15 protein-coding genes, 1 tRNA gene, 1 other RNA gene and 4 pseudogenes are annotated in these 19,119 nt (G+C 35.8%); 18 read left to right on the forward strand and 3 right to left on the reverse strand.

The window, feature by feature from the left end; all coding sequences use genetic code 11:
- Positions 1-630 precede the first annotated feature (630 nt).
- The 4 genes from OZD70_RS05420 (at position 631) to petA (ending at position 5,106) form a co-directional block, all read left to right on the forward strand.
- Entirely contained in the window at positions 631-1,506 is an 876-nt protein-coding gene (locus OZD70_RS05420; RefSeq protein WP_275021390.1) for a tetratricopeptide repeat protein, read from the forward strand.
- An 80-nt stretch (positions 1,507-1,586) separates the two neighbouring features.
- Positions 1,587-1,659: transfer RNA gene (locus OZD70_RS05425), tRNA-Val, on the forward strand.
- Positions 1,660-1,711: 52 nt separating this feature from the next.
- Complete coding sequence (gene gyrA / locus OZD70_RS05430) at positions 1,712-4,420, forward strand: DNA gyrase subunit A (RefSeq protein WP_275021391.1); 2,709 nt, start codon at positions 1,712-1,714, stop codon at positions 4,418-4,420.
- An 86-nt stretch (positions 4,421-4,506) separates the two neighbouring features.
- Positions 4,507-5,106 carry a ubiquinol-cytochrome c reductase iron-sulfur subunit gene (gene petA, locus OZD70_RS05435; protein ID WP_275021393.1) on the forward strand — a complete coding sequence of 200 codons (600 nt, stop codon included), beginning with the start codon at positions 4,507-4,509 and terminating at the stop codon, positions 5,104-5,106.
- 9 nt (positions 5,107-5,115) lie between these two features.
- On the opposite strand, the gene priA is transcribed toward petA, so the two are convergent.
- Together priA and OZD70_RS06145 are read right to left on the reverse strand one after the other, a co-directional pair.
- Complete coding sequence (gene priA, locus OZD70_RS05440) at positions 5,116-7,320, reverse strand: replication restart helicase PriA (RefSeq protein ID WP_275021394.1); 2,205 nt, start codon at positions 7,318-7,320, stop codon at positions 5,116-5,118.
- Positions 7,321-7,357: 37 nt separating this feature from the next.
- A pseudogene (locus OZD70_RS06145) lies at positions 7,358-7,849 on the reverse strand (transposase); the annotation flags it as partial.
- A 225-nt stretch (positions 7,850-8,074) separates the two neighbouring features.
- Between OZD70_RS06145 and OZD70_RS05455 the strand changes: the two are divergent.
- A complete protein-coding gene (locus tag OZD70_RS05455) occupies positions 8,075-8,683 on the forward strand; it encodes a hypothetical protein (RefSeq protein ID WP_275021397.1) in 609 nt (202 codons plus the stop codon).
- A 117-nt stretch (positions 8,684-8,800) separates the two neighbouring features.
- On the opposite strand, the pseudogene OZD70_RS06045 reads toward OZD70_RS05455, so the two are convergent.
- A pseudogene (locus OZD70_RS06045) lies at positions 8,801-8,985 on the reverse strand (hypothetical protein); the annotation flags it as partial.
- Positions 8,986-9,068: 83 nt separating this feature from the next.
- Here OZD70_RS06045 and OZD70_RS06150 point away from each other — a divergent pair.
- The 13 genes and pseudogenes from OZD70_RS06150 to OZD70_RS05515 all read left to right on the forward strand — a co-directional run.
- Positions 9,069-9,196, forward strand: a pseudogene (locus OZD70_RS06150) (IS3 family transposase); the annotation flags it as partial.
- 103 nt (positions 9,197-9,299) lie between these two features.
- Positions 9,300-9,636, forward strand: a transfer-messenger RNA (tmRNA) gene (ssrA, locus tag OZD70_RS05460).
- Positions 9,637-9,658: 22 nt separating this feature from the next.
- On the forward strand, positions 9,659-10,096 hold the full coding sequence (locus OZD70_RS05465) for a ClpXP protease specificity-enhancing factor SspB (RefSeq protein ID WP_275021398.1): 438 nt from the start codon (positions 9,659-9,661) through the stop codon (positions 10,094-10,096).
- Positions 10,097-10,295: 199 nt separating this feature from the next.
- A complete protein-coding gene (locus tag OZD70_RS05470; protein ID WP_182183293.1) occupies positions 10,296-10,514 on the forward strand; it encodes a hypothetical protein in 219 nt (72 codons plus the stop codon).
- Positions 10,515-10,527: 13 nt separating this feature from the next.
- Positions 10,528-10,803, forward strand: coding sequence for a type II toxin-antitoxin system RelE family toxin (locus OZD70_RS05475; RefSeq protein ID WP_259346726.1), 276 nt, complete (start codon positions 10,528-10,530; stop codon positions 10,801-10,803).
- A gap of 148 nt (positions 10,804-10,951) precedes the next feature.
- Positions 10,952-11,230 carry a YggT family protein gene (locus OZD70_RS05480; RefSeq protein ID WP_006279515.1) on the forward strand — a complete coding sequence of 93 codons (279 nt, stop codon included), beginning with the start codon at positions 10,952-10,954 and terminating at the stop codon, positions 11,228-11,230.
- Positions 11,231-13,354 (forward strand): FtsK/SpoIIIE family DNA translocase, encoded by a 2,124-nt coding sequence (locus OZD70_RS05485; protein WP_275021399.1) that lies wholly within the window; start codon positions 11,231-11,233, stop codon positions 13,352-13,354.
- Between the two features lie 155 nt (positions 13,355-13,509).
- Positions 13,510-13,770 carry a hypothetical protein gene (locus OZD70_RS05490; RefSeq protein WP_275021400.1) on the forward strand — a complete coding sequence of 87 codons (261 nt, stop codon included), beginning with the start codon at positions 13,510-13,512 and terminating at the stop codon, positions 13,768-13,770.
- Between the two features lie 341 nt (positions 13,771-14,111).
- On the forward strand, positions 14,112-14,732 hold the full coding sequence (locus tag OZD70_RS05495; RefSeq protein ID WP_275021401.1) for a TRP75-related protein: 621 nt from the start codon (positions 14,112-14,114) through the stop codon (positions 14,730-14,732).
- Positions 14,733-14,757: 25 nt separating this feature from the next.
- Positions 14,758-16,038 (forward strand): flavodoxin-dependent (E)-4-hydroxy-3-methylbut-2-enyl-diphosphate synthase, encoded by a 1,281-nt coding sequence (gene ispG / locus OZD70_RS05500; RefSeq protein WP_275021402.1) that lies wholly within the window; start codon positions 14,758-14,760, stop codon positions 16,036-16,038.
- 112 nt (positions 16,039-16,150) lie between these two features.
- On the forward strand, positions 16,151-16,438 hold the full coding sequence (locus OZD70_RS05505) for a hypothetical protein (RefSeq protein ID WP_275021403.1): 288 nt from the start codon (positions 16,151-16,153) through the stop codon (positions 16,436-16,438).
- Positions 16,439-16,846: 408 nt separating this feature from the next.
- Complete coding sequence (gene fumC, locus OZD70_RS05510; protein WP_275021405.1) at positions 16,847-18,241, forward strand: class II fumarate hydratase; 1,395 nt, start codon at positions 16,847-16,849, stop codon at positions 18,239-18,241.
- 347 nt (positions 18,242-18,588) lie between these two features.
- A pseudogene (locus OZD70_RS05515) lies at positions 18,589-18,819 on the forward strand (TrbC/VirB2 family protein); the annotation flags it as partial.
- Between the last annotated feature and the right edge of the window lie 300 nt (positions 18,820-19,119).

Genomic DNA, 19,119 nt, shown 5'->3' on the forward strand with positions numbered 1-19,119 from the left:
ATAGTACGCCAATTTGCAGGATTAGAGAGTGACAACTAGCTAACACGGGGTTTCTTTTGCCTTTTTTTCTGCTTAGTAAATTTCTTAAACATTTTAGCTAAGGTTAGTTGCACTTAAAAGCAGCTAAATTGCAGTGTTTAAGACCTAAAAAACGCCAATACAGAAAATAGACAATGACCAGGGCTTCTTTTGCCTTTTTTTTCGCTTGGTAAATTTCTTAATGTTTGTAACTAAACGACAACCGTCATCCCGCTACGAGTTAGCGGCTAAGAGATACCGCGGCGGTATGACGTAGAACTGCTGTCATTCCAGCGCGTGACGCTGGAATCTAGAAAAAAAGAAGCTGGATCCAAGTAGTCAGAGCACTGGGATGACAAGAAAGGAGCACTGGAATGACAGGAGAAGAAGGTTACTTAGATGGCAGGGAGGAGCTACTTGAATGACGGTGTCGGTAAACTTAGAGCTATAATAACTATTTGCCTTTTTTCTACTTAAGTTTGGGTTATGCAAAAAGTCTAATAGAGCGAAATATGGAAGACAAAAGATAAGTGCATTCTACGCAGCATCGCTAATTAATAATATCTTTATTATTGTATGAGATAGGTAATTTAGCATTTATAAATTTGTAATGTGTTACGCATAGCTCAAAGAAATAAGGTTTACTGGTCACACGCTGCAGCCAATACCACAACACTAGGATCTATGTTTGTCTGCATGTTAATTTGCATTGTGATTTTATGGAGGTCTTCTGTTACTTATGCTAGTGAAAATTTGGAGATACAGAAGGCCTTTGATAATGTTGTCAAGCATATAAAAGCTGATAAAAAATATAAAGATCTTGATGTTATTGAGAGAAAAAGTGACAAATTTAATATCAAAATTGCGCAGAATTCTGGCAAGAGTTTTGACATATACTCTACTTTAAGAAAAGCAAAAGATTCCTTTGAGTCAGGAGATAATGAAACAGCTATTTCTCTCCTTAATCAGATTACCGCAAAGTTTCCTTATCATAAAAATGCTTTAATTGGATTGGGAAACATTTATTACGCTAATAAAGAATACAAAAAAGCTGTAGAGATTTACATAAGACTGTTAAAAGAATACCCTAGTAACCCTTATATATTAAAAAATTTTCTGACGATAATCTCACAATATGATCCTGATCTGGCGTTGAGTGAAATGTTGAAATTGTATGATATACATAAAAATTATGCTCCTTTATTAGCAAATTTAGGTCTGATTTATATGAAAAAGGAGGATTATGTAAAAGGCAAAGAGTATATGATAACTGCCATTTCCCTTGATGAACACAATATTTTTTATACCTATAATTTAGCTGTTATTCTAGATAAACTTTCAGATTTTAAAAATGCTACAATATTCTACTTAAAGTTGTTGAACATGGCTATAACTTCGAAAGATGTGAGCGAAAAAATACCTTTATGCAAAGTGACAGCAAGACTAAAATTTATAAAACTTCACAGCATGTACTCAAAGATTTCATAAAAGCTTATAGCTTACCTAAATCTAATTTATCGCTATTTTTGTTTACAATAATAATATTGAGCTATAGAATTAGATTAAAGGGGCAATTAGCTCAGCTGGTAGAGCATCTCGTTTACACCGAGGAGGTCGGCAGTTCAAGTCTGTCATTGCCCATTTGCTTAACTGAATGTTAATATTATTAATTACTTCAATCAAAATATAGAAAATGCAGGATAATATAGTACCAATCTCAATAGTAAAAGAGCTGGAAGATTCTTATCTCTCCTACGCAATGAGCGTTATCATAAGCCGGGCTATACCTGACGTACGAGATGGATTTAAACCTGTTCATAGGCGCATATTATATGCAATGTCAAGGGCTGGATACGATGCTGGTAAGCCATATAAAAAGGCGGCTCGTATAGTAGGGGATGTAATGGGGAAATATCACCCACATGGTGATGCAGCTATTTACGATTCCTTGGTTAGAATGGCCCAAGATTTCTCTCTTCTTTTACCACTTATTGATGGGCAAGGTAATTTTGGTTCGATAGATGGAGATCCACCAGCTTCAATGCGATACACAGAAGCAAAGCTTCAGAAGGTGTCACACTTTTTACTAAATGATATTGACGAAGATACAGTTGATTTTAGGCCAAACTATGATGGAAATGAAACAGAGCCTGTTGTACTGCCTGCAGAATTTCCGAATCTATTGGTAAATGGTGCAAGCGGTGTTGCAGTTGGTATGGCAACCAATATTCCTTCTCACAACCTTAGAGAAATAATAGATGCTTGTATGTTATATATAGATAATCCTGAAGTTACTTTGGATGAGTTACTTGAAGTGATGCCAGGGCCGGATTTCCCAACTGGGGGAATGATTCTTGGAAGGTCTGGAATAAGATCAGCATTTGCAACGGGTCATGGATCAATTGTTGTGCAAGGCAAGACTCACATGGAAGACCTGCCACAAGATAGGCAAGCAATAGTGATTGATGAAATACCTTACCAGGTAAATAAAGTAAAATTAATTGAGAAGATAGGTGAGCTTGTAAAAGAAAAAAGAATTGATGGCATAACAGAAATTAGGGATGAGTCTGATAAGTCTGGTATTAGGGTAGTAATTGACCTCAGAAGAAATGCTGAAGCAAGTTTTATACTTAATCAAATATTGGGACTAACTCCACTAAGAAGTAGTTTTAGTGTTAACACTTTAGTTCTGAACAACAACAGGCCTGCTTTGATGTCATTAAAAGAGATCATAGCTGCTTTTGTTGATTTTAGAAAAGAAGTATTAATCAGGAGAACAGAATTTCGTCTAAGAAAAACGAGGGAAAAAGCTCATATATATATAGGACTCTACATTGCGGTCTTGAGCATAGATGAAGTGATAAAAATCATCCGTGGTGTAAAAGATCCTACGGAAGCAAGTAGAGAACTTTTAAATAAAGAATGGAAAACTTCAGCTGAGATAAACACAATTATTGGATTAATCTCAGACAGCACGAGCTTTTTGAAAGACGGAGTGTATAGATTAACTGAGCTGCAAACGAAAGCTATTCTTGACATGAAATTGCAACGTTTAACAGGCCTTGAAAAAGATAAATTAGAAGCTGAGCTAAGTTCAATGATCAACCTGATAAAAGAATATATCGCTTTTCTTGGCTCAGGAGAGAAGTTGATGAAAGAAATAAAAAACAATCTACAAGAAATAAAGAACAGATTTGCTGTGCCGCGAAAAACTTCAATAGAGGAATCAGATACGGATATTGAAGCTGAAGATCTAATTCCACAAGAGGATATGGTGATAACTGTAACTATGAATGGTTATATCAAGCGTGTGAAGCTTTCTCATTATAGAACTCAGCGTCGTGGTGGAAAAGGAAAGCTAGGACAAGGATTAAAAGAAGAGGATGTAACCACAAAGTTATTTGTTGGGAATACCCACACTAGCCTTTTATTCTTTTCTAATATTGGCCGAGTTTATAGATTAAAAGTTTATAAGTTACCTCTTGCAGAGCCAACTGCACGTGGAAGAGCACTTGTTAATATATTCCCGCTTAGCGATGGTGAAACTATAACTAATATAATGCCATTACCAAGTGAAAATGACGAAAATCAAAACATAGTTTTTGCTACTGCTCATGGGAACATAAGGCGCAACTCTTTAGCGGATTTTTACTATATTCCAAGCAATGGAAAAATAGCAATCAAGCTCGATGAAGGAGATAAGTTAATATCAGTTAAAGTATGCAATGAAATTGATCATGTTTTTCTTTCAACAAGATTCGGCAAAAGTATCAGATTTGTTGTAAGTGATGTGCGTCAATTTAAAAGTCGCAATTCAGATGGCGTAAGAGGTATCAAACTTGCAAAGAATGACAGCGTGATATCTATGACCATATTAAATGGGATAGGTGTAGCAACAGAAACAAAAGAACTTTACTTAAAAGTTCCACTTGCAAAAAGACTGGGGACTGCAATTAATAACTCCATTGATTCTAAATTGGAAAAGACTTTGAATGATTTAGGAATAGATAATGAATTATTCTTAAAACTTGCAGTGAATGAGGAGTTTATATTAACTATTACCGAAAATGGCTTTGGTAAAAGAACTTCTGCGTATGAGTATAGAATAACTAACAGGGGTGGTGTTGGTATCACCAATATTCTTACTACCAACAGAAACGGTAATGTTGTTGCTAGTTTTCCAGTTGAGCAGGGTGATAATATCATGCTTATTACAGATAAAGGAAAGTTAATTCGTATTTCAGTAAATGATATCAGAATTGCAGGACGTAGCACTCAAGGAGTCACTCTGTTTAAAACAGAGAGTAGAGAAAAGGTGGTGTCAGTAGCGAAAATTGAAGATCCTGATTCCACTGAAGATAGTATTTCTGAAGTTGAAAACTCTATCTCTTCTCAACTGTAGTACAGGTTAAACAAAAAGCGCAAGTTTTTGTTGATTAATACGCAGTATTTAATTTAAAATATGTACTTATGGCTAAGTAGAGATCAATGGATAAAAATTTAACTAAAAATAAAAAACCACTGGCAAACAAAGAGGATAAAAAAAAACCTCCCGTTAAAGATCTTACTAAAAATAAGGGTAGGAGAGATTTTATAACATTAACTACATGCGCTATGGCGGGTATAGGAGCTGCAAGTGGACTTTGGCCACTGGTTAAGTCTATGAATCCTTCTGCTGAAGTTCTAGCAACTTCCACAGTGGAGGTGAATTTGTCTGGAATTCAGGAAGGACACGGAGTAAAAGTAAAGTGGCAAGGTAAACCAGTATTCATTCGTAGACGCACAAAGCAAGAAATTGAGGTTGCAAGAGCTGTGAATGTAAAGAACTTGAGGGACCCTGAGTCAGATGAACAGAGAGTACGTGAAGGAAAAGATGAATGGTTAATCATGATCGGAATATGTACACATCTTGGGTGTGTACCGGTTGACCATGCTACAAGAGATGGTAATGGTTGGTTCTGTCCTTGCCACGGTTCATATTATGATACATCAGGCCGAGTAATTGGGGGGCCTGCACCAAAAAATATGGTTGTACCTGATTATTTTTTTCCCAGTGAGAATGTTGTGGTAATTGGCAAGAAGGCTTAACGGAACTCGTTAAAAAAAACTCACAGGATCAACATCTATTATCACTGCAATACTCGAATTCAAGTTACAATTTTTAATCCAACATTTCAGCTTTTTTTGTATAGATAGACTGTGCTTATTGTGTATTTTTAGCAACACCCTATACCGATACTTATTATTTAAGAAATTTATTGCTGCTGGTGATGGACCAAGAATTTCAAATTCCTTTTTGTCTACACCTACATTTTTTTCCTGGATACAAGTAGTTGAGCTACTTGGATAACGGAGAAGAGATTTTACTATTTCATTCGCTGCTTTTTGTGTCGCAATCTGATTCTTACCACAAATTATAAGCGCTATTAATCTGCTAAATGGTGGCATTTTGGCTTCACGTCTTGACTTAAGTTCAATTTCATAAAATGAGTCCCTTTTTTGATGTAGCAATGCTTTTATTATTGAACTTTCAGGATTATTGGTTTGCACTATTACCATTCCTTTTTCATTGAACCTTCCTGACCTGCCTGCAACTTGGTGCAACAATTGATACGTCTTTTCTGCTGCTCTTAAATCAGAATTTTCGAGGCTCAAATCTGCATTTATTACTCCAACCAAAGTTAATTTAGGAAAATTGTGCCCCTTAGCAATTATTTGTGTGCCGATTATAATGTTCACCTCTTCTTTCAGTACCAAGTCAATTACGTTACTAACCGACTTCTGATCGCTGCTTATCATCGCAGTTTTTGCGTTTGGTATTAATTTCACCATTTCTTCAAGTAACCTTTCAATTCCTACGCCATAAAGGGAAAATGACTGTTCACTCTGGCAATCAGAGCATTTTTCTGGGAGTTTTAATTGATAAGAGCAATGATGGCACAAAAGAGCATTTTTTTTCTTGTGATATGTAAGCCAAACAGCACAATTTAAGCAGGAAATTTTATATCCACACTTTTTACAAACTGCCAGTTGTGCATACCCTCGGCGATTTAAAAAGAGCATAACCTGCTGTTTTTTCTCTATGGTTTGTTTGATGCTTTCAAAAAGCTCAAAGGAGATCCATTGCTTGTTGTTCCTCATATCTACTACTTTAATGAGTGGCAATTCTGCACCACCGAATCGCTTAGTTAGCTTTACATGATTGTAATTCCCGCTTTTAACATGATGAATCGTTTCAAGCAGTGGAGTTGCTGATGATAAAATAATCGGAATATTTTCAAATTTGGCTAAGATTATCGCCATATCTCGAGCATTATATATAATTCCCTGTTCTTGCTTAAAAGATGAATCATGCTCTTCATCAACAATAATCAATTTTAGGTTTTTATAAGGCAAAAAAAGTGCTGATCGTGCACCAATAATTATCTGCGCATTTCCACTTGCTATATTGAGCCAATTATTCCGGCGAGTTTTTGGAGTGAGCCTTGAGTGCCATTCAACTAAGTTTTTTGATATCTGACCGCGAACACGATTTACCAATTGTGAAGTTAAAACAATTTCAGGCAAGAGGATTAGCGCTTGCGCATTACCCTCTCCTGGTGTCATTCCAGTGCTTGACACTGGAATCCAGGTTTTGATCGAAAATGTTGTATAGTGTGCTTGTTTAAAATCAATTTTGCTGGATCCCAGACTGGGATGACACCCTCTTGGTAGACCCCAATCACAATGTTCGTACATTTGTGTCTCTGGGCACTGGGATGGTAAAGTCTGAGCAGCATTTGGAACGGCAGTGTAATTCTTAATCAATTGTGCAATCACAGACAAATAAACTTCCGTTTTTCCAGATCCTGTCTCACCGTCAAGCAAAGTCACTGAATACTCATTCAAACTGCTTATTATTTTATCGCTAGCTATCTGCTGTTCAGGACTCAATTTGCAGCTTATTTCACTTATTTCCTGCTTTTGTTCAACACAAACCAATTTGTCTATTTGGTTTACTTTTAACACTCCTCCCATTATCACTTTGGTAAGCATACCAATAGGTATTAAGTTATACTGCGCAACCCACTCTGCAAATGCGATCAATTTTGGTCTAACATTTGGTAAATCGATTTTTTGCTCAATAAATTTTAATTCTCGGTTACTTTTATCACTATATTTCCAAACTATTCCGATCAAGCGTTTTTTGCCAAATGGCACCACTACGTAATCTCCAACTGAAACTTCAGTATTTTCTTCAACTGCATATGAAAATAACTGATCAATTGGAAGTGGTAGTAATACATCAACTGTTCTTGTCATAGCAGCCTAAGTTTAGCACTGTTTTGAAAATATTCGTTTTGATTTTTTCCTTCAAATCAGGGTCAGAGTTTATTATGCCTTCTATATCTTTCCTAATTTGCTCTGATTGCTCTTTTGCAAATTCTATCTGTTTTTCTATATATTCTCTGGCTTTTCCTATGGCATTCTGCAAGAGGTACTTGTTTGCATATCGCTTAAATTGCGCTCAATTGCTCTTAGCTCTTTTAATTCTTCCTGCTTTTGTGAAACCACACACTCTTTTACCCCATTGTTTTTTGCGATGAATTCAGCATATTTTTCCAACAGTTTTGCATCTAATTTATCGGTTTTTGCAAAGTGATTGCAGGCTTTTGCAAATGCATATGCCCGATTTGGGTGAGCTCTATGAACAGTTATGTTATACAACTTTATTACAAGTTTCTCATAACCTCCTGTTTACACATAACTTAACAAACACATTAGCCACTTTTGACTTTATAAACTCAGATATAGCTGTCTCTACATTTTCTATACGCTGATGATGATTATGAAAAAGCTAGATTCCAGACTGGAATGACACCACTTGTTGTAAACTCACTTTTTCTTGATTTTTTGGTTTATCTTGTCTACCTGTTTTGCCATTCTGCTGAACGGATACATCCGAGTAGCACACCCTTTACTTTGTGGGTATACTTTTTTTGACATGTGGTTATATCTTTTTTAATATAAAGGATATATACTTATGCATTATATATTTTTTTGTATGAGGAGTTATATGAAAATGAAGAGATTATGCGTTTTGGCTGTGTTGCTTACTGCATCTCTAGCAGGTGCAGCTAATAATAGTGCAAGTAAGTCAGGTGCAAGTAAGTTAGAAGATCAGTACTATGCAGGTTTAAACTTTGGTGCTGGATGGGGTAGTGGCTTTGTAATGAAACCTAGCGTTGTTTTTGGTTATCATCATGACAAAAACTCTAAGTTTGAACTTGAGGTTCTTGCTAACATGAGTGATATTGCTAAGGATACAAGGAAAATAGGGGCTAGCTTATTGGCAAATTATCGTTATTACCCTGACCTTGATATTGATCCCGTTAAGCTATATGTCAGCGGAGGTTTAGGAGGATACCTACAAGTAATACCTTTTGGCTCTGTTAAAGAAAGTGCATCTCCAGAAGGGGGTGGAGCTGCTGCAGAGAAGAAGGAATCTGTAGTAGATAAAATACTGAGTTCTATTTCCTATAAACTGAAGGTTGGTGTTGATTATGAAATTGCCCCACAGATAGTTGGTACAGCTGGTGTCACCGCAGGCGGGCAACTAAGTCATATAAAAGCAAAACAAATACCAGATGCAATTCTGGAGGTAGGAATACGTTATAATTTTTAATGCTGCTACTTAGTTCATAAAGGTAGAGACAATGTTGAGGATGAAATAAATAGCATTAAAAAAATCTGGAAATATATGAGATATTTTTCGAATATGGTTTTGAACGTTAACTATAGATTAGAAAAATGATAAGAAAGAGGGTAAACTCCAGTATCTGTAACCGTTCACGGATTGTGAGAATGAATAAAGAACTAGGTCCAAAGTATGATGGTATGGATTTAGTATAAATAATTCAGGATGCTTGTGTCCACTGGTTACATATAAATTCATAAGGTTTTGAGAGTTTTGAGTCTTTTTGTATAATATAACAAAGTTGTAAAGGTGTAACCATAATTCCTCCTTCGATGGCAATTTCTTATATATCATACCATCACACTTTGGACCTAAGCACTCCGTTCAACAAGCTAGAACTGCTATATTTGAATACATAGAAATTTTTACAAAAAACAGCGTAGGCATTCTGCTATTAATTATTGCATTCCTGAACATTGTGATTCATCATTCTTTTTGTAAAAAATTTTCTTAACTTTCTCTCCACTTTTTCTGGGTAAGGTCACAGAATTTTTTACTGGAAATCTTAATTTTGTCTTAGCAATAAATCAACTTAAGGTCATAATATCTTGACATTTATTTAATGTTGCTATATAATAGCTATGTACACTTTGTGTACTATAGCAATAAAATTACCTTGTAATAGGTGTATTGGACCCGAGGGCAGTACTCGGCGTCTCCACCATTTTTTTTTATTTATACGGGGACGAATAAGGATCGACATGCATAGTAAAGATGGTAGCTTTGCTCGGTTAGACACCACCGCTAAGAGTTCATAATTTAAATGCAAACGATAATTTTGCTGCTGAAGACAATGTTGCAATAGCTGCTTAATTTAAGCACTATAACTTCATTGCTATAAGCACGGTTCAGGGAACACCGGGTAACAGAAGTTCCCCAAAAGTTTATGTATGTGAAAGTTATATGGAGCAAACAGATTACAAAAAATTGCTTAATTCTGCTAAGTTTCAAGTTATCAAAAAGACTTTAGATATTATATCAGGTAATGGTTTTACCCCTTACTTAGAAATATTATTTTTCACATATTTTAATGGTGTGACCATGCCAGATCGTTTAAAAAAGTCATACCCTACTCAAATGCTTATTATATTACAGCATCAATTCTATGATTTAAAAGTTTCTGAGGATAAATTTAGCGTCAGTTTGAGTTTTCAAGGAAAACAAGAGCGAATTACTATACCGTTTTTTGCTATTAGTGAGTTTCGTGATAAAATTTCAGGAGATGTTTTAATATTTGACAAAATCAGTATCGATTCTGATAAAGAATACAAAAGTGAAAAATGTACTGAAAAATTATCAAACAGTAGTATTATATCCATAGATCAACTGCGTGATAAGTAATTGCTCATCTTTGTAAACAAAAAATATTAATAGAAAGAAGTGGTCTAACTTAAGTAATAGAATAGAGACCGCAGATAAATATGCTAAATCTTTATTAACGCAGATGGCAAAATTTTTCTTACATATCATCAACTTTCTTTATTGAAAAATTCAGAAAAATGTTGTACAGTTGTTACAGTAGTAGACTTTGGTAAAACTTATGGCAGATTCAGGAATTAGTATAACCTTCGATCCAAAAACTTCACATAACCTTGCTAAGTTAGCTGAAATCACCAAGGAATCCGTTCAAGAACTAGCAAAAAGGTTAGTCATAGAAGGAATCGAGTGCGAAGTAGAAGATATTGCGTTATATAAAACTGTTAAGGAATGTGAGGATGTAGACTGGAGCACAGTGCTATCTGAAAGGGCGAGGACGTAAACTGGAATACGATATTGTCTACTCAAAAAACTTTACTGAAAGAGATTTTCCAAATCTTCCAAAAACGATAAGGTCAAGAATTACAAAAGCGATAAATGAGCGGCTTACAACTGACCCAATTAAATTTGGTAAACCATTACGTGGCAGACTAAAAGGATATAGAAGAATAAGAATTAGTGATTACCGAGTTATTTATACTGTAAATATTGCAAAACATAAGGTGTTTGTTGCCACAGCAGGACACAGAGAAGACGTCTATAGTAAAATGCCTTTAGATTTACTGCTATAAACAATATATATTTTTATACACCACTCCTTCCTCCTACCTTAGGTGCAGCTCAAAAAATGAAGTTTTTTTTGGTTCAGCAAAAATAACATTTTGAGTTTGAAAAGGCTAAATACTTGTCTTTTATATATCTTTCGTGTAATAGATATGTATGCATCCAATCATATATCTACTCAACACGTTACTTGATCTTTATAGCTTCATTCTAATATGTTGGGTTGTCTTAAACTGGCTGGTTAAACTTAATATGGTGAACATATATAATGAAACTGTCAGTAGCATAATGCACATTTTGAACCAATTGACGTATCCACCATTAAAGATTATTAGAAGATATATACCACCGTTCAATGGATTAGATTTATCTATAATGATATTGCTAATAACAATTCACTTTGTAAAATATACAGTAGCTTACTACTTTAGGTAGATGTTAAAAAAATATCTAAAATCAGCAATATATCTATCCCTTTTAATATATGTATATATATCAGTTTTTAGCTACAACTATAAAGATCCTTCCTTAAACACGGCTACAAATAAGGAAGTGACAAATTTAGGTGGAATAGTAGGTTCATATTTAGCTGATATATTGGTTCAATTTCTTGGATTAACTAGTGTTACAATAGCTACAACCATAGTTTACTTGTTGATCTTCAGGCCAGCAAAAAGGCTGCTGAAAATTCTCTATTTAATATTAATCAATTTAGGGATATGTGCTATATTACCACAACTTTCGCTAGGCATCACTGCAAGGTACAGACACAGTGGAATAATAGGGAATGCACTCGTTAATAACTGCCCGTTTTATGTATTTGTGATAGTAACATCAATAGGTCTTGTAGGATCGGTTGGTTGGAAGAGAGCAATTTACTCTCTATTCTTCTTATGTAAAAAAATAGCTTGCTTATTTGTAAATGTTCCATTCTTCAGATCACATAAAACTGCTGAATATTCAGTTGCACCATTAGTAGTAGAAGAAAAACATAGAACTAAAATCACTACTAAACAACAACCAAAAGAAAGACAGAAAAAAGCTACCGAAGAAATTTTTAAACCTTCCAGTGAGTTCGAATTTCCAAGCATTCATTTACTTTCTAAAGCAGAGGAGTCTTTGCAGAGAAAGCAGCTGAATGAAATGGAGAGCAATAAAAATTTATCTCTGCTAGAACAAGTCCTGAGTGATTTTGGCGTGCAAGGAAAAATTATCAGTGTATGCTATGGGCCGGTTGTGACTTTATACAAACTTGAACCACAAGCTGGTACGAAATCTGCAAGAGTAATTGGCCTTGCAGATGACATTGCACGTTCGATGAGTGCACTCTCTGCACGTATTTCAATAATTCGTGGGCAAAATGCTATGGGAATAGAGTTGCCGAACAAGGAACGAGAAATTGTAATGCTGCGTGATTTGCTTGAATCACCAGAATACCAGAATGCAAACTTAAATCTCCCAATTGCGCTTGGCAAAGAAATAAGCGGAAAACCAGTTATTGCAGATCTGACTAAAATGCCCCACTTGCTCGTTGCTGGAACCACAGGGTCGGGTAAATCAGTTGCGATTAACACTATGATTCTTTCACTCGTTTATCGATTAAGTCCTGATGAATGTAAGATGATAATGATCGACCCAAAAATGCTTGAGCTTTCAATATATGATGCAATACCGCACCTAATGGCGCCAGTAGTAACAGAGCCAAAAAAGGCTGTTATTGCTCTTAAGTGGATAGTGAAAGAAATGGAAAATCGCTATCGCATGATGTCGTATTTAAATGTACGCAATGTAATAAACTATAACCAAAAAATCACAGAAGCAATGAATAGTGGAATAGAATTGGAGCGCGTTGTGCAGATTGGCTTTAACTCAACAACAGGCAAACCTTTGTTTGAAAAAATACCAATCAAGATGGAGACATTTCCGTATATTGTAGTGATCGTGGATGAAATGGCAGATTTGATGCTTGTTGCTGGTAAAGATATAGAATGCTCTATTCAACGTTTAGCGCAAATGGCCAGAGCTGCTGGAATACACATCATAATGGCAACACAACGCCCATCTGTGGATGTGATCACAGGTGTGATAAAGGCGAACTTTCCAACAAGAATCAGTTTTGCTGTTACTTCTAAGATAGATAGCCGTACAATACTTGGCGAACAAGGGGCTGAACAATTGCTCGGTATGGGTGATATGCTCTACATGGCTTCTGGTGGTAAGATTATTCGAATTCATGGCCCATTTGTGAGCGATGATGAAGTGCAAAATATAGTTGATCATCTGAAAATGCAAGGTGAGCCAAACTACATGGAAGAAATTACCAAGGAAGATGAAAATTCTTCTGTGGAATCAGAAGGTGAAACAGAGGATGAAGAAAACGACCTCTACAATCAAGCAGTGGCCATCATTCAAAGAGATCAAAAAGTTTCAACCAGTTACATTCAGCGACAACTTAGAATAGGCTATAACAGAGCTGCAAATATTGTTGAAAGAATGGAAAAAGAAGGTATTGTCAGCGCACCAAGTTACTCAGGAAAGAGAGAGATATTGGTTGAATAGCAACCTTGTAATACATTAACTTAAGTTTTCGCACTTTCAAAAAGCAAGTCAAACAAAATTATTAAAAGGTCAATACATAATGACAGTTAATTTAATAATAATTTAAACATTGGGAATGTAAAATTATAATATATTAATTAACTAGGGGGTTAAAGATGGTAAAAGAATGGATTCGCGGTAAGCTAGGTATACTAGAGAATGAAAAGGCAATCGCAAATAACGCAGCAATTGATGCAGCGCAGGCAACGGACATTGCAAATAACACGGCAATCAATGTAGCGCAGTCAGAGGAAATTGCAAAGCTGGGAGAGGCAGTAGCAGATCAACAAAATAATGATAGCTTGTATAGCAGTCAGTGCTGTCGCTGCAGTAGCGTTAACTTGTTTTGTTGCATTCTGTATCTGGAAGGGAAATAAACTTAACAAGGAGAAAGAAAAGAACTTGTCTAAAGATACATCAGACGCAAAACTTAATAATGCAGATTACGCTGGTATTCCTGAAAAACTGGATAACTCAACAGCGGAAGGCTTACAAAAATTTTCAAACGATATAGCTGCATAACACTCTTCTTGAGGAGGTGTTACGCAACTTGTAACACCTTACTCTTCTCTCAGCCTATGTAGGTTTTTTGATAGCAAACATATCACTTTTTAGAAAAATACTTGTAACATATTATTGTAAAGTTAGTAAAGATTCTGGTTTACTTAAAGTTTGTTAATTGCTATCTTTTAAAACACGATATTTACTATAGCACCATATGCTTAGGATTCTTTCTAAAGTTTTGTTTATGTTAATGTTTTTGGTTGCTAGCTTTTTTATTGTGCATAGTGCTGGAGCTAAATCTAAGCTCAGTAAGAGATACATACCTCCTGGTAACCCTGGTGGTGCAAACTTTCATACAGATGAGGATTTTGCTGAATCATATAAACTGTATGAGAAGCGTAGGGAGCTCCTCAAGAAAAAAAAGTCACAAGATCGAGCTATAAATAAAGAAGATCTAATCAAAAAATTAAAAGAGAAAAAAATTGCTAGTCTTGATAATGAGCCAAATGACATGGAAGCGTGCATAGTCGACGATGAAGAGAGCGCTGTGATAAATCAGCATGGTATTAATATCGCACGTTTAAAGGGTGCTGTATTTATAGATCAAGAGCCAGTTTTCCAGTATGAAAGTAAGCAGCATGAAAATGAACAACAAGAAGGGAAGAAAGTTACTTCAACACGAGAAAAGAAAGTTTCTCCTATAAATATCACTATAAAAGAAACTCCATCAAGAAGAACGTGCTCACGTGATTCTATTGCTAATTTGGATAACGTAGATGCTTATAGTTTGAATAGTTCAAGTTCATTTGGCAGCGTAGCTGACACAGTAAAATAGTATCACAATATTGGCCATTAATAATATGCTAGATAAAGACCTGATATTGAATGACGATGCATATGAATTATCGCCAATTTCCAGGCACAAAACTCATGTTGTAGAAGTTGGAAAAGTAAAGATAGGCGGAAATAATCCTGTAGTTGTACAATCTATGGCGCTTGGTGTGCATATAGATTCTAATAATATAAAAAGTAGCGCAAAACATTATGCAAAAGAAATAACAGAACTAGCGCGCGCAGGTTCAGAGTTAGTACGGATTGCTTTGAATTCAGAGGAAGTAGCAAGGGCAATGCCTTATATAGTAGAAGAGATAAACAAAGAAGGTTTTGACGGCAAAATATTGGTAGGCTGCGGTCAATATGAGCTAGATAAATTAGTCCAAGATTATCCAGACAACATCAAAATGCTGGGTAAAATTAGAATCAATCCAGGCAATATAGGCTTTGGCGACAAACGTGATGAGAAGTTTGAAAGGGTGATAGAGTATGCAATAATGCACAATCTTCCTGTTAGAATTGGAGTAAATTGGGGTAGTCTTAATAAATACCTTTTGCAAAAACTGATGGATGAAAACTCTTCGCTTAGTAATGCAAGGCCTTCTGATGTTATACTGCGCAAAGCACTTGTAATGTCTGCTCTTGATAGTGCAAAAAAAGCTGAAGAAATTGGTCTAAGTTCAAACAAAATAATCATTTCATGTAAAGTTAGCAAAGTACAAGATTTAATTTTAGTTTATATGGCACTTGCAAAATCTTCCAATTATGCGCTGCATTTGGGTTTAACTGAGGCTGGTATGGGCAATAAAGGTGTGGTAAATACCGCAGCAGGGCTTACTTATTTATTGCAAAATGGCATTGGAGATACAATACGGGCTTCTTTGACTCAACGTCCTGGTGAATTGCGTACTAATGAAGTGGTGGTGTGTCAGGAAATATTGCAATCTATAGGCTTGCGACACTTTAACCCTCAGGTTAATTCATGTCCTGGTTGTGGGCGCACGAGTAGTGATCGTTTTCGTATATTAACTGAAGAAGTGAATGGCTATATAAAAACTCATATGCCGATATGGAAGAAAAAAAATCCAGGTGTAGAGCATATGAACATTGCTGTTATGGGATGCATAGTAAATGGTCCTGGAGAAAGCAAACACGCAAATTTGGGGATCAGCTTGCCTGGATATGGAGAAAAACCTGTTTCAGCAGTCTACAAAGACGGCAAATATTTCAAAACTTTACAAGGTGATAATGTCTCTGAAGAATTTAAGGCAATTATTGATAATTATGTGAAGGAGCATTACACGTAACCTTTCACGGTTAATTAATAGATAAATCGCAAATAAAAAAAGAAAATTAAACCTTGTTTTTCTTTTTTCGCTATTAATATATTTATAACACAATTGAGTTTAAATAGTTGGTATGAAAACCTTTTTACGAAATTTCTTGCACTATCTTCTGTCATCCCAGTGCTTGATACTGGGATCCATATCTTTTTTTCTCTGGTCACGCGCTAGAATGACACCCAAGACGTGGTGTAATAGTTGTACAAGAATCCTACTAACTTTACTATTAATTCTATTTCCACTTTTAGCATCATCTATAAGCATTGAGGACATCGAAGAAAATTGCGATTACGAATATTACCCTAAATTAGATTCTTCTTCTGCTGATGAGTTACACGTTATAAAGCGAAATTATTATAGATAAGGTAAGGAATTAAAAATACTAGCAGATGAGAGGATAAAGGAGATCACTTTAGGCACTAGTGATGTAACCAGACTGCATTCTGTGATTTTTAGCAAAACACGATCTTTCATTTGAGCTTTCTTCAATTTAAAGTAAATACAGAAAATTGCTACCTATAGCTAAACTGACCTTACCCAGAAAAAGTAGAGAGAAAGGAAAGTTTGGAATGTTTTTTACAAAGAGAATAAACTATTTGCCATATTGTGAAAAAACGTTTTATTTTACTCCAAAAACGTCTTAACTTTCTCTCTACTTTTTCTAGGTAAGGTCACACTTGACTACTTGGATCTAGTATGATTTAATTAACCAAGAAGTAGACATGAAAAAATTATGTAGTGAAGCAGTTTGTATGACGCTAAGAAGGAAAATATGGATAGAAAAACGAGAATAGAATCAGACAGCTTAGGGGAAGTAAAAGTATCAAGTGAACATTACTGGGGAGCGCAGACTCAACGTTCTTTAGAAAATTTTAAGATTGGCACAGAAAAAATGCCAGAGCCTCTGATTAAAGCATTAGCAATAGTAAAACTTGCAGCAGCACGTGTTAACATGAAGCAGGGTAGCATAGATAATAAGGTAGGGGACGCAATCTGCACAGCTGCAAGGGAAGTAATAGATGGCAAATTTAATAATGAATTTCCGCTTGTTGTTTGGCAAACCGGATCCGGAACGCAGACTAATATGAATATGAATGAAGTGATCAGCAATCGAGCAATAGAGATTTTAGGTGGTAATTTGGGTAGTAAATCTCCGATACATCCAAACGACCATGTGAATTATGGTCAGTCATCAAATGACACCTTTCCAACAGCAATGCATATAGCAGCAGCAGAGCAAATAAACTGCTTGCTTATTCCAAATCTTGAAAAATTGCATAAGGTGCTGGATAATAAGGTTCAGGAATTTAAAAATATAATAAAAGTAGGACGTACTCACTTACAAGATGCAACACCCCTAAAACTGGGCCAGGAGTTTTCTGGCTATGCAGCCCAGATTAAAAAGGGGATAGAGAGAGTAAAATCAACTTTAAGTGGTATATACGAGCTTGCACAAGGTGGCACTGCGGTTGGCACGGGACTCAATACTAAAAAGGGTTTTGCTGAAGATTTTTCAAGCCAAGTTGCAGAAATTACTAATCTTCCATTTACTTCAGCAGGCAATAAATTTGAAGCGCTAGCAGCAAACGATGCTTTAGTTGAGCTCAGTGGAACACTCAATACAGTAGCAGTCAGTTTAATGAAAATTGCAAATGATATAAGGTTGCTTGGTTCTGGTCCAAGATGTGGAATTGGGGAAATAATGTTACCGGAAAATGAGCCTGGTTCTTCAATTATGCCAGGTAAAGTGAATCCAACTCAGTGTGAAGCAGTAACTATGGTGTGCACTCAAGTTATGGGAAATCATGTTGCTGTGACCATTAGTGGTTCAAACGGTCATTTTGAATTGAATGTGTTTAAGCCAGTGATAATTTACAATGTTTTGCAGTCTATAAGACTTTTAGCTGATGCAAGTTTAAATTTTACAGAAAAATGTGTAATTGGTATTAAAGCAAATGAAGAGAGGATAAAAGATTTACTGAATCAGTCGTTGATGTTGGTCACTATATTAAATACGCATATAGGGTATGACAATGCAGCAAAAATAGCGAAGCTTGCTTATAAAGAAAATATCACTCTAAAAGAAGCAGCAGCAAAACTTCAACTGCTCACTGAGGAGGAGTTTGAAAGGATAGTGAAACCAGAAGAAATGGTGAATTATTTGTAACCGTTGGGAGTGTTAAATAAACCATACGCGTCAAGTTAAGGCCCAACCATTTAAACTTGTTTGTCACATTTATTTTTTGGGAAATTTTGATCTAAAATAAGATAATTCTTTGAGAAGAGTCTATAAATTACTAACTTAATATCTATAGCTAAAGTGACTTAGATTTACCGATAATTTGAAAAACAAAAATTCGTCATCCCGCTGCTTGTTAGCGGGATCTAGAGATACCGCGAATAAATCGTGGTATGACGTAGGAAAATCTTTCTTGGGTTAGCTATAAAATAATTTTTACCACTTTTCTTTTTCCTTATGCTACTTTCCCTTAACTTGACGCGTATGGTACACCAGGTGGGCCGATGATCACGATAGTGATAATAGGTGCAGCATTGCTTGCAATATTTGGCAGAATGCCGTGGCCAGCCCTTTTTGCATTAGGTGTGTTTACTGCTGTATTTTTTGGTGCTCCTAAGATTGTAGCGGCAATAGCACCAGCAAGCATACCCGTAGGAGCGTGCTATGTGACAGCGTTACAAATAAATATAAGTAGGTACTACAAGCCTCAAAAAAATCTTAGGTAAATGGTGCTTCTTAAGGGAGCACCATTATTCCACAATTGTACGAACGTTGTAATTTGAGAGCAATCTCTGCCAAGAAGGGTGTCATCCAAGTAGCTGACACTGGTTCACTCTATAATGGCAGTGCTCCTTTCTTGTCATCCAAGTACCCTCTACTTCGTCATCCCAGTGCGTGACACTGGGATCCAGCTTCTTTTCTTCTAGATTCCAGCGTCACGCGCTGGAATGACAGCAGTCCTATGTCATACCGCCGCGGTATCTCTTAGCCGCTAACACGTAGCGGTATGATGATTCTTCAAATCG

The sequence above is a fragment of the Wolbachia endosymbiont of Drosophila tsacasi genome (genome assembly GCF_028982115.1).
GTDB classification, from domain to species: Bacteria; Pseudomonadota; Alphaproteobacteria; order Rickettsiales; family Anaplasmataceae; genus Wolbachia; species Wolbachia pipientis_B.

Excerpts from the sequence above, each read along its gene's own strand:
- gyrA (WP_275021391.1), top strand. The coding sequence starts at position 1,712 with ATGCAGGATAATATAGTACCAATCTCAATAGTAAAAGAGCTGGAAGAT.
- petA (WP_275021393.1), top strand. The coding sequence starts at position 4,507 with ATGGATAAAAATTTAACTAAAAATAAAAAACCACTGGCAAACAAAGAG.
- priA (WP_275021394.1), bottom strand. The coding sequence starts at position 7,320 with ATGACAAGAACAGTTGATGTATTACTACCACTTCCAATTGATCAGTTA.
- OZD70_RS05455 (WP_275021397.1), top strand. The coding sequence starts at position 8,075 with ATGAAAATGAAGAGATTATGCGTTTTGGCTGTGTTGCTTACTGCATCT.
- OZD70_RS05465 (WP_275021398.1), top strand. The coding sequence starts at position 9,659 with ATGGAGCAAACAGATTACAAAAAATTGCTTAATTCTGCTAAGTTTCAA.
- OZD70_RS05470 (WP_182183293.1), top strand. The coding sequence starts at position 10,296 with ATGGCAGATTCAGGAATTAGTATAACCTTCGATCCAAAAACTTCACAT.
- OZD70_RS05480 (WP_006279515.1), top strand. The coding sequence starts at position 10,952 with ATGCATCCAATCATATATCTACTCAACACGTTACTTGATCTTTATAGC.
- OZD70_RS05485 (WP_275021399.1), top strand. The coding sequence starts at position 11,231 with ATGTTAAAAAAATATCTAAAATCAGCAATATATCTATCCCTTTTAATA.
- OZD70_RS05490 (WP_275021400.1), top strand. The coding sequence starts at position 13,510 with ATGGTAAAAGAATGGATTCGCGGTAAGCTAGGTATACTAGAGAATGAA.
- OZD70_RS05495 (WP_275021401.1), top strand. The coding sequence starts at position 14,112 with ATGCTTAGGATTCTTTCTAAAGTTTTGTTTATGTTAATGTTTTTGGTT.
- ispG (WP_275021402.1), top strand. The coding sequence starts at position 14,758 with ATGCTAGATAAAGACCTGATATTGAATGACGATGCATATGAATTATCG.
- OZD70_RS05505 (WP_275021403.1), top strand. The coding sequence starts at position 16,151 with ATGAAAACCTTTTTACGAAATTTCTTGCACTATCTTCTGTCATCCCAG.
- fumC (WP_275021405.1), top strand. The coding sequence starts at position 16,847 with ATGGATAGAAAAACGAGAATAGAATCAGACAGCTTAGGGGAAGTAAAA.